We start from the raw sequence: 13940 nt of genomic DNA, 5'->3' as shown, positions 1-13940 counted from the left end.
ACTAGAGCTAGAAAACAAAAAGAATTTGAAATAGGAAATTTAGCTTGTAGCTAAAGCACTCGTAAGACTTATTTAAAACTAATCATTTAAAAATAATACAAGTTTAGTTAGATTTTTTTGTTTTATAAGCTCTCAATATTGTTTTAATTCCTATTTCAAATTCTTTAATAAAATTAGAACCTAAGTCCTAATTTTATTTAATAGTCATCTCAACGCTCCAGTAGAAGTTCTCTTCGCCTACTGCATCAACAATTCCGCTTCTTTTCATAATCTCTTTAACATCAGGCGAAACCCCTGCTATGAATACTGGGATTTTTCTTTTTTGAATTGTTTGTATAACTTCTAAGAACGCGCTAGCTCCTGAAATATCCATATAAGATGTTCCACGCATTGAAAAAATAATAGCCGTTTTATAGTTTAATCTACTTGTAAGCTCTAAAATCTTTTCTGTATTTGCAAAGATTATTGCACCCATTATATAAATTACTTCAGCTTGTTTTATACGCTTAGGAAATGGCGAGTTTAAATCGGTGAATTTCTCGCTATCAAAATAATCATATCTAATTCTAAGGTTTGAAATCTGCACTACTAAAAGCATTAATGATAAAATCACACCTATTAAAATCGCTATTGTTAAATCAAATACAATCGTAGCAAACATAGTTACAAAAAATTGCATTAAAGCACTTGTAAATCTTTTTTTAAAAAAATACCTAATAGTATGCCACTCATTCATTCTAAAAGCAGTGATAAACAAAACACCAGCTAATGCACTTAGCGGAATTTTACTCATAATAGGAGCTAAAACTAGCATAGAAATTAGTAGAATTATTGCATGAAACATACCTGTAAGCCTTGTAACTGCACCCGATTTAATAGCCACACTTGTTCTAGCTATTGCAGCAGTTGCAGGAACGCCACCGCAAAAAGGCACTATTAAATTGCCTAAACCTTGAGCTATTAATTCTCTATCGCATTTAAGCCTAATTCCAACCATTCTACCACCACTTGCACCACACAATAAGCTTTCAATCATACCAAGCAAAGCAATACTAATTGCAGGAGTTATAAGTCCTTTAATATGCAAAATATCAAAATCACTAAAGCTAAATCTATTTTCTAAAAATATATTTGTAGGAATACTTCCTATACGCTCTATATCAAGCGAAAAAATAACGCTTATAATTGTTGCTAAAATTATTGCAATTAATGATGCAGGGGCGTATTTTTGATATTTTTTAGGATAAAATATCATAAATAAAACCACAAAAATACACAAGCAAATTGAAATTATATTAGGACTAAAATCGCTATTAAAATAGTTTATAACTCTTTCTAATGTTGTTGTGCCACTTGATTTAACGCCCAAAAAATTATCAATTTGACCCAAGGCAATAACAACAGCAATTCCTGAAGTAAAACCCGTAATAACAGGCATAGGAATAAATGCAATCACACGCCCAAAGTGAAATAAACCTGCAATTATTAAAAACATTCCTGCAATCATAGTAGCAATAAACACTCCGTTTAGTCCATATTGAGTTGATATGCTAATTAAAATCGCAGCCATTGCTCCTGTTGGCCCTGAGATTTGATAAAACGCACCACCAAATAACGATATAACAAATCCAGCAATAATAGCAGTAATTAGTCCTGATGCAGCACTTGCTCCACTACTAACCCCAAAAGCTAGTGCGAGTGGCAAGGCAACTGCTGCAACGGTTGCGCCTGCCATTAAATCTTGAAAAAATTTTGTTTTGTTATAGCCTAAAAACTCTTGCTTTAAATCACTAAAATAGCTATTCATAGGAAGTCCTTGAACTTGTGTAATTAATAAATATTGTAGCAAAATAAAGAGCTTTTAGCTCCTTATTTTACAAACTCAATAGTAAAAGTGCTATTGCAATTATATTCTCCGCCTATACATCTAATAGTATCTTTTACATACTGAATGTTTTTGTCTAAAGATACTTTTACAGTTCCATCTGCTTGATTTTGAATTAAGAAATTATAATCGCTTATTAAATTATTAGCATCTAAGCCAGGAATTGTTTTGCTACTTCCTTCTACATAGCATGGTTTAATATGACAATTTTTACTTGAAAAATCCATAGTATTTACATAATTAAACTCATCATAATTATTGCCTTTGTTTAAATAATGTAATCTTACATGTTCTTTTGTAAGTATTGCGCTGCTTGAGCCTTCTACTTTAATATCTTTAAAAATAGGATTTGCATATACAAAGTTAATTCCTTTTTTATCATATCCTAGGCTAGAAGTTCCTAGATTAGCTACACTCTTATTGTTTGATTTTATTTCAATTTCTTTTAGAGTAAACATAGGATTTAATTTAGTGTAAGTTAATTTAATAGGTATTTCATACATATTTTCTTCACTCTCAGCAATTTTGCTATTTTTGCTAGCTTGACTTATGCTTGAATAAGTTAGCTTATTGTTATTAACTCCAACGATATTTAATTTTTCATAATTTCTTATAGCTTCTTTACTGATTAAATCCTTAGTAGTTGCATTAGAATTTGCATCTAAATAGTTTTTAGATCTATCTAAAACAATCTTAAATGCAGAATTTAGCTCGTTTTTATTGATATTTACAATAATTTTATTTGTATCTTTTACAATGTTTGCATTGCTTATTCTATTATAACTAGGCGTATTTAGCGTAGTATTAAAATCATTCATATCAATACTTGCATCATCAAAAGTAGGATTTATTTCAATACTTAAATCATTATCATAATATTTTGCTACTTGATGATTATTAGCACTTGAGTTTAACTTAGGATACAAACTATAAGCAAAATCAGAGCTAGTTTTATTGCTTGTAATTACTGCTGATTGTCTTCCGTCTTTGTCAATATTATCTTTTAATATTATTTTAGTATTTACGCCTGTTGGAATAACTTTGATTTCATCTTTCATAGGAGTTTGACAAGCTATCATACCTGCTACTCTTTTGTTTGCTTCGTTTTTGCTAAGGTAGGTAGTATCTCTACAAATATCACTTGCTTTATAGCCTTTGCTTTCTACTAAGTGTTTTATATGCTCATCTTTAAAAATAATATAGCCAATATTACCTGTATCAAAAGGAATTATCGCTTGAGCTCTTGTGATATTATCACCATTTTTCAATATCAATGGATTTGAAAAGCTTACCTTTCTATCATCTAATGGCAAATCAAAACTATATCCATGTCCATAATCAACCTTAAATTTATACTCACTTATATATAAAGAAGAATTATCTAATAATTCATCAGTTGTTACATGTATATTAAAATCGCAATTATTAGTAGAGAATACATCGCAAGCTTTTTGATAGCTTTCAAAATATTCAGGTCTTACTATAATAGGTCTATGAGTTAATTCAGTTCCTATGTTATTTATGCTGCCTTGTGAAGAATAAAATCTAAGTTTAAATTCTCTTCTTGATTTATCTTTAGAAGCTGCGTTTATTTTATCAAAATTAATAAGAGCGTTATTAAACTTAAAAAATACTTCATTTTGCCTACTAGTTTCGTTTGGGTCGCAAGTTGAAAGCCCTTTGTTCTTTAGCTCGGTGCATAAATCTTTGTAAGTTAAATAGCCGTTATTTATCTGGCTTAATGATGTTTGTTTAGTCATTTTTTTATATCTACAATTGCTATCGTTAAAATTATCGCAATTATATTGAATATAGTATGAAAAATCATTTCTATTTCCTATATCTAAAGAAATTAAAGCATTATTAATTGCTACAAAAGGATCTTTTTTAGACTTATAAGCATTTCCTGATATTTTATTAAAATCAAGCTTTAAATACACATCTTCATTATTCATATAAGCATAAATTGTATTAGCATTTTTTGGTTCTTCAAAAGTTATTTTATCATTGATAAAACTATTTTCTTTAGAAATAAATGCACTTGTTATATCAGCTTTTTGATTTTCTAAACAATCAACTCCATTAGGATTTCCTTTTTGAATTGCAAAGAATTTAAAAGGAAGACTTGGTTTATGAGTATAATCTTTTGTTTTTGACTCAGGGGTTGTTGGTGCTGATACTTTGTCCCAGTTTGTATCGCCTGTGCAGGTTTTGTTATTTTTAAAATAATCATACCATTTAGGATCGTTTTTACAAATACTAGCATCTTCTCCTTGATATACATCATAGATTGTGAAAGTTTGAGTTCCATTGATTTGTATTCTTTTTACATCAATTTCATATAAAATATCTTGCTTACAATTCTTAACGGTTTTAATCGCAAAGGTAGCAGTTGAGTTATCTATATTGTAATCTTCTCTAGTATTTGTGATAAGCTCAGGTGCGTGTTTTACAGTATCAAGTAGGTTTCTATTTTTGTTTTTATATTTTTTTACTATATCTTCATTTAAATAAGTAAAACCATAATTAAAGTCATTTTTTAAATCACTTTCATTATTTACCTTATGTAATTTTGGACTTGTTGAATAATTAAATTCTCCATTTTTTACATAAGCTTTTATATTTACGAAATTTTTCCAATTATCTACTAGGTTAAATCTTAATCTATTTGCTTCTCTCCAACCCCATACATAATAATGTTTTCCTAAACCACGATTATCACTATCTCCTGCATAGCTAAATCCATCATGATTGTATGCAACTGGCTTAAAAGTATCATAAGCATAATTAATGATGTTTCCGTGAATACCAAATTTATTCATTCTAGCTGACCAAGTGCTAGGTTTGCTTACATTAGGAATTAATTGCGTATTATCTTTTAGTAAGTGCATTTCAAAATAAATATTTTCATCATTTAAAATAGAAATACCCTCATTATTTTTAATAACATTTCCAAAAACTAATTCACTTCCATTTACCGTAGTTTTTTCGTTTTGATTTTTTATTGGTTTATAGAATGTATTGCTGCAAAATGGATTGTTTAACTTTTCTTGTCTTGCAGTGCCATAGGTAACTTCACTCATGGTGCAACTATTATATTTACCACTACCTGCACGATAAATTGGCTTTAAGCAAAAATCTCCTTCTTCTTTATAACCATTATTGCATTGTCCTGATTTTTCTTGATAAGCGAAAAATGCTTTAACTGCTGCACTTTGTGCGAAAGTATGTGGTGCTTCTGCATAGACATATCCTATACACAAAACAGCACAAATTGAATGCTTTAGCATAACAAATCCTCCTTTTTTTATCATTAACTTTTGATTTTGTTAAAACTATGTAATTTAAATTATTAAAAAATTATGTTTATCTTTTATTTTGCTATATTACAAGCTAATAGCAATTATTTGATATTTTAAAGATAGTTTTAGAGAAATTACTGCGTATTTTGTATTTTTATATTAAAAATCGTAAGAAATAATTATCTTACGATTTGTTTTAGGGTTGAGCCTGAATTAAATATATCATCTTTATTTGTAACGCTTACATAAATTTCATCACCTGATTTTAAATAGTGTTTTTCTCCAAAAGGAGTGTAAGATAAAGCACCTAAGCAAATTAATATATTTTCAGGTTTATTTGCAATTAATGGTTTAATATTTTCAAGTGTTGCGATATCGGTTTGATTATTTATAGTGTTTATAAGCCAAGAGATTAGAGTATCTGAGTAATAAAAATAGTTTTTTATATAATCTTCATTTGCGTATTTTATTAATTCATTATTTCTTTTTAAATAGCAATGTATTTTGTATTCATTTAATTCTTCAAGATTATTTAAAGCAATTAAATTTCCTATACCTTTGCTTGCATTTGAGAAGTTTTTCTTTAAAGAAATTTTTTCTTCATTTACTCTTTTGCTTGCATCATTAAAGGCTGCAAAATATTGTGGTTTTAAAGAGCTTAATTCATTATCTTTATAACTAGCTTTAAAAATAACACATAATTCAGGTTCTATTTGAACAAAATCTCCATCTAAAATAAGTTCATTTTCGCTAATACAAAATCTTCTTAAAAATTCCTTTTTACTATCCTTTGAATAAAAAGGAAAAACTCCTTTTGGTGCAAAATCACTTGTATTTAATTCACAAAAATCTTTTGCTTCATTAGCTTGATTTAAATGGTTTGGTACATTACCAACTACGCCTAGACATAAACATTCTTTTAACATTAATCTTCCTTTAAGATGAAATATTTTTATCATTTTACATTAATTGATTAGATTAATGTAAAATTACAGAATTTTTTAAGGAGAGTTAATGAAAAAAGGAATAATTTTATCCCTTCTTACAATTAATATATTGTATGCAAGTGAAAATAAAACTAGCGTAGAAACATATGGATTGTATTTTGGAAATTTAGGTCAAGCTAAAGAAGATGCAAATTATTATGGAAGATGGAATGCCTTATTAGGATGTCTTCACAATAGAGGCGGTAGTGATGCTATTGGATTTGCTGATTGTGCTGAATTAAGTCAAATATATGGAGATAATAAATCAAGTTATAGAATAGATCCTGTAAGATTTAGAGATAATATATGGTGTATGGAAAGTTCTAATAGTGATTTAGGAACAAGCAAAATCCCAAGTGCAAATGAATTTGAAAAAGATATTTTTAACAATGGTAATGTTTATAATTTTAGAAATAGTGTTAATTTAAACTACAATACAAGTGTTTATAAATATAAAGATGGTGAATATCAAGAATCATATAAAAATTTAAAAGCTAGCACTACCGGAAGACTTATAGCATTAGCTTCTTCAAAAAGTCCTTTTAGTTTTTATTTAACAAACAATTTCTCAGGTCATAATGGAGATTTTGGAAGATTTGTAAATAATTATGTAGGTCTTTTAAACGGAAAAATGCGTCATGATTATATAAGTAAAACAGATATAGAAAGGCAACATTGGAAATTAACTTCAATTTATGAAGGTTGGCTTACAAATTTAACTAGCTCAAGACCTTTAGGATGTGATGCTAGTAGATATACAGGGTGTAATGCTATTAAATCTTATAAAGGAACAGGGTTTGTAAATGGTAAGCCAGATGGTTGTGGGATAAGCGATTGGAATCAACTTCATTCAATAGAAAGATATGTTAGATTTTATTATGATTTAGAAAATTATGGTTGCACTATTAGACCGGTTGATTATTTGGATTCAGAAGGTGTAGATGTTGTTTATGCTAGTAGCGGGCCTTTATATGCAGGAATTATTACTGATGATAAAAGAGTTTTATACTATCGCTCTTATGCAAATGCAACAGGTGGGCAGCCAAAAATAGACCAATTGCGTATAGGAAAAGCTAGAAATTTTAATCTTGATAGAGTTATTGGAAGAAATGAGACTTGTAGGCAAGCAATAGAAGAAATGACTGTTAAGAATATTTCTACTTATGGAACAAGAGATTTAGGCAAATCATCTGATTTTTTATTTTTTAATAATAATAATTTAGAGAATGGAACTTATTTTAACAAGGATTTATTTACAAGCCAAGGTATAGGCAAGTGTTATTTTACAAATCTTCAATATTATGATAGAAAGAATAGCGATAACACATTTACTGCATTTCCAGCAATTACAGCTCATAAGTTTTTATGGGGAGATCACGATAGATTTTTACAAAACTATTTAGCTAGTGATGGAAAATATGCGATAGCTAATTATTCTATTGATAGAAAAAATATTTATAAAAGCGATAAACCTGGAAGTGAAACCAGTATTTTTTCATTACACACAAGACCTACAAGCTTTAGAGGAGCTGATGAAAACAGATATGGCAATACAAAAGATGGTAGATTAGAAGCTAAATATAATTTAATTTTTTATCCTGATGCGAATGATTCAAAAATGAGCTTAATTGATGAACAATTACAATCATTAAAATATAAAGTTGAAAACCTACCTTCGCATTTAAAAGATATAAATGAGTTTGATAAAGTAAGCTCACTTACATTTGATGTAAATAATAATGCTCAGCTAATATTTATGAATGATAGTGAAAAATTAGACCCTAATAGATTAAGTTATGCAAACAAACAAGAGTGTAATGTAGAAGATAAAAAAGGTTGTGAAAATATGAGTTTTAAATTTGAAAATTTCAAATATAAAATTTATAAATTAGAAAAAACCGACGGACATTATAAAATAGTTGGCGAAGAACCTGAAAAAACAGGGACTTATACTACTAATTATATGGCATTTAGGGTAGATGAAAATTTATTAAACATAATCGGTTATCAAAATAAAGATTCTATTTTATTAGAAGTAACTATAAATAATGGAAAATATGATGATAATAGACCATTTTTTGAATTAGATTCAAGCACTATTGTTAAAGCTAAAAAAGCAGGTAAATTTTATGCAATTATTAGTGATATAAAATTTGATGATAGTGCTTTAGGCTGGGGTTCTATTTGGGATAAGAGTGATGCTAAAAAATTACCTAAAATGAATGATAGTAATACAGGATATGATCCAAGTTCAGCAAATACAAGAATAGCAGCAAATCCAGTGTATTTGGGTATTTATAATAATTCTAAGCTTAAGTTAGATAATTTTGATAATTTTATTACTTTTGAAGTTAAAGATAATAATGGTAATTTAGTAAAAGGTAAAAGTATATCTTTTTATGAATTAGGAACAAATATTGTTAATGTTAGTAATGAAAATAAAGACTTATTAACAAATCCTATTTTTAAACCGACTAATAATATTAATTCATATCCGTTTTATAATGGAGTTTTAAAGATTGATAATTTAGAAGTTGGTAAATATGAAGTTTGCTATAACATTTATAGTAAAAGACAAATACAAGAAGAAATAAATAAAAATGCAAATAATAAAGACTCAAAAGCTCTTGTAGATTTGCCAAGAAAAGCTAGTGGTTGCACTAATAAATTTAGTATAAGACCAGCGTTTATTGAGTATTCAACAAAGACTAATTTCGTAGCAGGAGAAAATGCTTTAAGCGGTGGTAAATTAACCGAGTTTAATGTGAGTTTAAAAGATAGCTCTAAAAAAGACATTAATACAAATGAAAATTTCGCAATTACTAAAACAGATTTAATTGTAGAAAATAGTAAGCTTAATAAATATATTTTTGATTTAAATAACAAAAATCGTAGCGCTATTTCTAGCACTAATCCACAAGCTATAAATAAGAAAGGCGATAATTCTTATATTATTAATGATATATATGTTAATTTTCCTTTATCAACTGAAGCAAAATTACAAATGTATGAAGGTGCATTTACAAAAGATGATAGCTTAGGTGGTTTTTGCAATAGTGGCTCAGCAAATAACGCAATAGGTTCAGATGGTAAAATAGGTTGCTTAATTACTAGTGAAAATCCTATCACATTAAATTTCTCTAGCACAAGAGATTATGTGTTAAAAGATGCAATAATAAATAATGCTTATACAAATACAAAAGTATTCTTCAAAAGTGAAATAGGCGATCAAAATAGCTTAAAAATACCTTTTGTTTTAAACAATCAAGGTATAAATAATCCAGCAAGCTTACTTTATGTATATCATAAATTTAATGATAATTTAGAGCTAGAATATGATTTAAATTTTGATAATGAAGATGACGCTGCTAAAAATAGATATTTAGTAAATATTGATGAGGTTTATACTGATAGTAGTTATTTAGTAAATGTTGCTAAAAAGAATATTAAAGTTACTAAAGTTATTTTAAGTAAAGATAAGTTAAATCAAGAATTTGATAAAAAATTAGAAGAGCTATACAACGAAACAAGAACTACAAATATAAATGGCGTTATTGAAAAATACGGAGCAAAACCTGATAAGATTTCAGTAGATTTAGAATTAGCTTATTCAAGATATAAAAAGACTTTAGATAATAAAACTCTTGATAATAGTTTGGTTACTAAGCCAGATGTTGCAGAGTTTTCTTTATTAAGAAGTTCAAGCATAGGAGAAGTTGGCAAAACTAAGTTTAATCCTAATGACGATTATTCTTTTATTTATACAGGAGTAACCTATAAAGATAGTAAGATTCAAAATTCTAATACAATTACTTTAAAATCAAGCGATTTAGAATTATTTTATCTAAACAAAAAAGCTTCAAAAGTTAAATTTACTCCAGAAACTCCAACTTATAAAAAGAGTGCAAAAGACATTATAGATGAGCTAAAATTTATAGGAGATTATGGTTCTAGTTTTGCTAATAAAAAAGGAGATTTAGAAGTTACATTAAATCCTAGCCATTCTAATAAACAATATGTAAAAGAAATAGTAAATATTTCAAATACAAGCGATTTAAGTGGTTCATCATTTAGTATTGAATTTGCGAATAAATAATCTAAAAACAATGAAATAGGAAAATATATTCCTATTTCATAATTTAACTATTCAACAAAACAAAAAATCAAATTCCTATTTCAAATTCCACGATTTTTTCAAAGAATTTGAAATAGGAATTTGGATTTTAATTTCATAATGCTTTTGTTACAAATCAAAACATTTTCATAATTAATCTTAAAAATTATTATTAAATTAAGCTTTATTCATTAATATTTCTTTTTATTTTCAAAAAAGGTTATTTAATGAGTTCATCATTGCTTATTCAACAGATTTTCAATGGCTTTTCATTAGGCTCAATGTATGCGCTAATTGCTATTGGCTATACTATGGTTTATGGTGTTTTAAGGCTTATAAATTTTGCTCATGGAGATATTATGATGGTTGGAGCTTACGCTTGTTTGTTCGCTCTTAATCTTTTTACTTTTCCATTTGTTCCTGCATTTGGCTTTGCGGTATTGCTTTGCATTGCTTTAGGAATTAGCATAGATAAGATTGCTTACAAGCCACTTAGAAACTCTCCTAGGATTTCTTTATTAATCACAGCAATAGGTGTTTCGTTTTTCTTAGAAAACTTAATAAATGTATTATTTACAAGCACTCCACAGCCATTTAATGCACCTAGTATTTTAGTAAATCCTATTAGTTTATATGGGATTAGACTTAGTTTATTAGATATTTTAATTCCGATTTTAACAATAATAATTTTAATTTGTGTTTTAACGATTTTATATAAAAGCAAATATGGTATAGCAATTCGTGCTTTAGCTTTTGATATTTCAACCGTTGGTTTAATGGGAATTGATGCAAATAAAATCATTGCCTTTGTTTTTGCTCTAGGTTCAATGCTAGCTTGTATAGGCGGTATTTTTTGGGCTTGCAAATATCCACAAATTGATCCAAATATGGGCGTTTTAATAGGTCTTAAAGCTTTTGGTGCTGCTGTTTTAGGCGGTATTGGAAGCGTTGGCGGAGCTGTTCTTGGAGGGCTTATTATTGGATTTTGTGAAGTTTTAATAGTAGCTTTTGTTCCTGATTTAGCAGGTTTTAAAGATGGTTTTGCGTTTATATTCTTAGTTTTTGTTTTATTGTTTAAACCAACAGGAATTATGGGGCAAGATTATGAAAGGAGTAGATTTTAATGCAAAAGGTATTTTCTATTGCTTTAATCATTTTATCAATTGCTAGTATTTTTCTAGCTGAATATTTTTTAAGCGATTATGCTTTAAGAACCTTTATAAATATTTGTATTTTTATAATCTTAGCAGCATCTTACAATCTAATAAACGGAGTAACAGGACAATTTAGCCTAGAGCCAAATGGTTTCGTTGCTGTTGGTGCTTATGTTAGTGCTTTATTGTTATTAGATGTTGAAGCTAAAGAAGATCAATTTAGCTTACTAGACCCACATCCATTTATTTTGGCTTTTCATAGTGATAATTTTATAATAGCACTTTTAGCAGGTGGTTTTAGTGCTTTAGCTTTATCGTTAATTCTTAGCTTTGCAGTGTTTCGTGTAAGGGGAGATTATTTAGCTATTGTAACTTTAGGATTTGGAATAATCATAAAGCTTATTGCACTTAATTTTGCAGCATTTACAAACGGAGTTCAAGGCTTAAACGAAATCCCAAAACCTGATAATTTCTTATATATTGTTGGAAGCATTACCATAATTAGCATTATTTTGATTTTAAATATAATTTATTCAAAATACGGAAGAGCTATGAAAGCAGTAAGAGATGATGAAGACGCAGCTTTTGCTATGGGTATTAATACTTTTAGAATAAAGACTTTAGCTTTTGGCACGAGTGCATTTTTAGAAGGAATTGCAGGTGGACTTTTAGCTTGTTATATTACTAGCGTTACACCTGAGCAATTTGACTTTTTATTCACATTTCAATTATTAATAATAATTGTTTTAGGTGGTTTAGGTAGCACAACGGGTGCAATTATCGGAGCTATTTTAGTAATAGGTGGAAGTGAATGGCTAAGATTTTTAGATGAGCCTATGAATATATTTGGATATCAAACACAAGGCTTGCCAGGTCTTAGAATGCTTGTATTTTCTATCGCATTAATTCTTGTAATGCTATTTGCAAGGCGTGGTATTTTTGGCGATAAAGAGCTAAGCGATATTATTTTTAAAAGGTTTAAAAAATGATTTTAGAGCTTAAAAATATAGATAAGAATTTCGGTGGAGTAAAAGCTATAAATAATGCTAATTTAAGCGTAAAAAAAGGCGAAGTTTTTGGGCTTATTGGACCAAATGGAGCTGGAAAAACCACATTATTTAATATAATTTCAGGAGCTTATAAGCCAAGTGCTGGAGAAATTATTTTTGATGGTAAAGACATTACTAAATTAAATCAATTACAAATTACTAGATTAGGGGTTGCTAGAACTTTTCAAAACATTAGATTATTTGCTTCTATGAGTGTTTTAGAAAATGTATTAATAGGCTTAAATCAAAGTATAAATTATAATATTTTTGAAGCTTTTTTACATTTTGCAAGATACAAAAAAGAAGAAAAAAGAGTAAAAGAAGAAGCATATCACATTTTAGATGAGCTTAAAATCTCTCATCTAGCAAATGCAAAATCAACAGAATTAAGCTATGGAGAGCAAAGAAAGCTTGAGATTGCAAGAGCACTAGCTTTAAAGCCAAAATTATTATTATTAGATGAGCCTGCTGCTGGAATGAATGGGACTGAGAGCATTGAGCTTGCAGAGATTATTTGTAAGCTAAAGCAAGAGCTTAGCATAGTATTAATTGAGCATGATATGAAGTTTGTAAATAGCTTGTGTGATAGAGTTTTGGTGCTTGATTATGGCAAGAGTATTTTTTTAGGAAAGCCAAGTGATGCTGTGCAAGATAGTGAAGTTATAAAAGCTTATTTAGGAGATTTTTAATGCTAAGGGTAAAAAATTTAAGCGTTCATTACGGACTTATTAAAGCTGTTGATGATATAAGTTTTCATATTAATTCAGGCGAAATTGTAAGCATAGTAGGAAGCAATGGAGCAGGTAAAACAAGCACTTTAAATGCGATTTTAAACATTCCAAAAAGAAGTGGAGAAATCAATTTCTTAGGCTATGAAATAGAGCGACATAAAACCCACACTCTAGTTCAAAAAGGCATAAGTTTAGTTCCTGAAGGAAGAAAAATCTTTGCAAATCTTAGCATAGAAGATAATCTTAAAATGGGTGCATTTTATAATGCGGATAATTACGAGCATTTAAAAGAGCAAATGTATAGATTATTTCCACGCCTAAAGCAAAAAAACAACACTCTAGCAAGAAATCTAAGCGGCGGAGAAGCCCAAATGCTAGCAATCTCAAGGGCTTTAATGGGAGAGCCAAAACTACTTATGCTAGATGAGCCAAGCTTAGGACTTGCACCTAAGATAGTTGGAGAAGTTTTTGAGATAATTAAGGTTTTAAAAAACGAAGGAATTACTATTTTATTAGTAGAACAAAACGCTAAACAAGCTTTAAAAATAAGCGATAGAGCTTATGTGTTAGAGCATGGAAAAATCGTTCTTGAAGGCAAGGGCGAAGAACTAGCAGAAAATAATGAAATTCGCAAAAAATACTTAGGTATTTAAAGCTTTTTTAAAAATCAAATTCCTGTTTCAAATTCCACGATTTTTTCAAAGAATTTGAAATAGGAA

General features: G+C 28.5%; 8 protein-coding genes. 5 read left to right on the top strand and 3 right to left on the bottom strand.

Going from position 1 to position 13940, the window contains the following annotated elements:
- Window positions 1-193 precede the first annotated feature (193 nt).
- The 3 genes from AVANS14531_RS02530 to AVANS14531_RS02520 all read right to left on the bottom strand — a co-directional run bounded on the left by AVANS14531_RS02530 (window position 194) and on the right by AVANS14531_RS02520 (window position 6113).
- Window positions 194-1807, bottom strand: coding sequence for a SulP family inorganic anion transporter (locus tag AVANS14531_RS02530; RefSeq protein ID WP_336611214.1), 1614 nt, complete (start codon window positions 1805-1807; stop codon window positions 194-196).
- A gap of 62 nt (window positions 1808-1869) precedes the next feature.
- Window positions 1870-5175: a hypothetical protein gene (locus tag AVANS14531_RS02525; RefSeq protein WP_336611213.1), complete on the bottom strand. Its 3306-nt coding sequence runs from the start codon at window positions 5173-5175 to the stop codon at window positions 1870-1872.
- Between the two features lie 191 nt (window positions 5176-5366).
- Window positions 5367-6113 carry a DUF5718 family protein gene (locus tag AVANS14531_RS02520; RefSeq protein WP_336611212.1) on the bottom strand — a complete coding sequence of 249 codons (747 nt, stop codon included), beginning with the start codon at window positions 6111-6113 and terminating at the stop codon, window positions 5367-5369.
- 88 nt (window positions 6114-6201) lie between these two features.
- On the opposite strand from AVANS14531_RS02520, the gene AVANS14531_RS02515 reads away from it, so the two are divergent.
- The 5 genes from AVANS14531_RS02515 (at window position 6202) to AVANS14531_RS02495 (ending at window position 13874) form a co-directional block, all read left to right on the top strand.
- A complete protein-coding gene (locus tag AVANS14531_RS02515; protein WP_336611211.1) occupies window positions 6202-10269 on the top strand; it encodes a hypothetical protein in 4068 nt (1355 codons plus the stop codon).
- A 245-nt stretch (window positions 10270-10514) separates the two neighbouring features.
- Window positions 10515-11411 (top strand): branched-chain amino acid ABC transporter permease, encoded by an 897-nt coding sequence (locus tag AVANS14531_RS02510; RefSeq protein ID WP_239818100.1) that lies wholly within the window; start codon window positions 10515-10517, stop codon window positions 11409-11411.
- Complete coding sequence (locus AVANS14531_RS02505) at window positions 11411-12430, top strand: branched-chain amino acid ABC transporter permease (protein ID WP_336611210.1); 1020 nt, start codon at window positions 11411-11413, stop codon at window positions 12428-12430. Before AVANS14531_RS02510 ends, AVANS14531_RS02505 begins: the two co-directional genes overlap by 1 nt.
- Window positions 12427-13179: an ABC transporter ATP-binding protein gene (locus AVANS14531_RS02500; protein WP_336611209.1), complete on the top strand. Its 753-nt coding sequence runs from the start codon at window positions 12427-12429 to the stop codon at window positions 13177-13179. The genes AVANS14531_RS02505 and AVANS14531_RS02500 overlap by 4 nt, the downstream gene beginning before the upstream one ends.
- Window positions 13179-13874, top strand: a complete 696-nt coding sequence (locus tag AVANS14531_RS02495; RefSeq protein WP_336611208.1) for an ABC transporter ATP-binding protein — start codon at window positions 13179-13181, stop codon at window positions 13872-13874. Before AVANS14531_RS02500 ends, AVANS14531_RS02495 begins: the two co-directional genes overlap by 1 nt.
- Window positions 13875-13940 lie beyond the last annotated feature (66 nt).

It is taken from the genome of Campylobacter sp. Cr9 (genome assembly GCF_020138295.1).
In the GTDB taxonomy this organism is placed as follows: Bacteria; Campylobacterota; Campylobacteria; order Campylobacterales; family Campylobacteraceae; genus Campylobacter_E.
This window is presented reverse-complemented; position numbering and strand designations above follow the sequence as displayed.

Coding starts and splice junctions, on each gene's coding strand:
- AVANS14531_RS02525 (WP_336611213.1), bottom strand. CDS start 5,175: ATGCTAAAGCATTCAATTTGTGCTGTTTTGTGTATAGGATATGTCTAT.
- AVANS14531_RS02495 (WP_336611208.1), top strand. CDS start 13,179: ATGCTAAGGGTAAAAAATTTAAGCGTTCATTACGGACTTATTAAAGCT.
- AVANS14531_RS02530 (WP_336611214.1), bottom strand. CDS start 1,807: ATGAATAGCTATTTTAGTGATTTAAAGCAAGAGTTTTTAGGCTATAAC.
- AVANS14531_RS02500 (WP_336611209.1), top strand. CDS start 12,427: ATGATTTTAGAGCTTAAAAATATAGATAAGAATTTCGGTGGAGTAAAA.
- AVANS14531_RS02520 (WP_336611212.1), bottom strand. CDS start 6,113: ATGTTAAAAGAATGTTTATGTCTAGGCGTAGTTGGTAATGTACCAAAC.
- AVANS14531_RS02510 (WP_239818100.1), top strand. CDS start 10,515: ATGAGTTCATCATTGCTTATTCAACAGATTTTCAATGGCTTTTCATTA.
- AVANS14531_RS02505 (WP_336611210.1), top strand. CDS start 11,411: ATGCAAAAGGTATTTTCTATTGCTTTAATCATTTTATCAATTGCTAGT.
- AVANS14531_RS02515 (WP_336611211.1), top strand. CDS start 6,202: ATGAAAAAAGGAATAATTTTATCCCTTCTTACAATTAATATATTGTAT.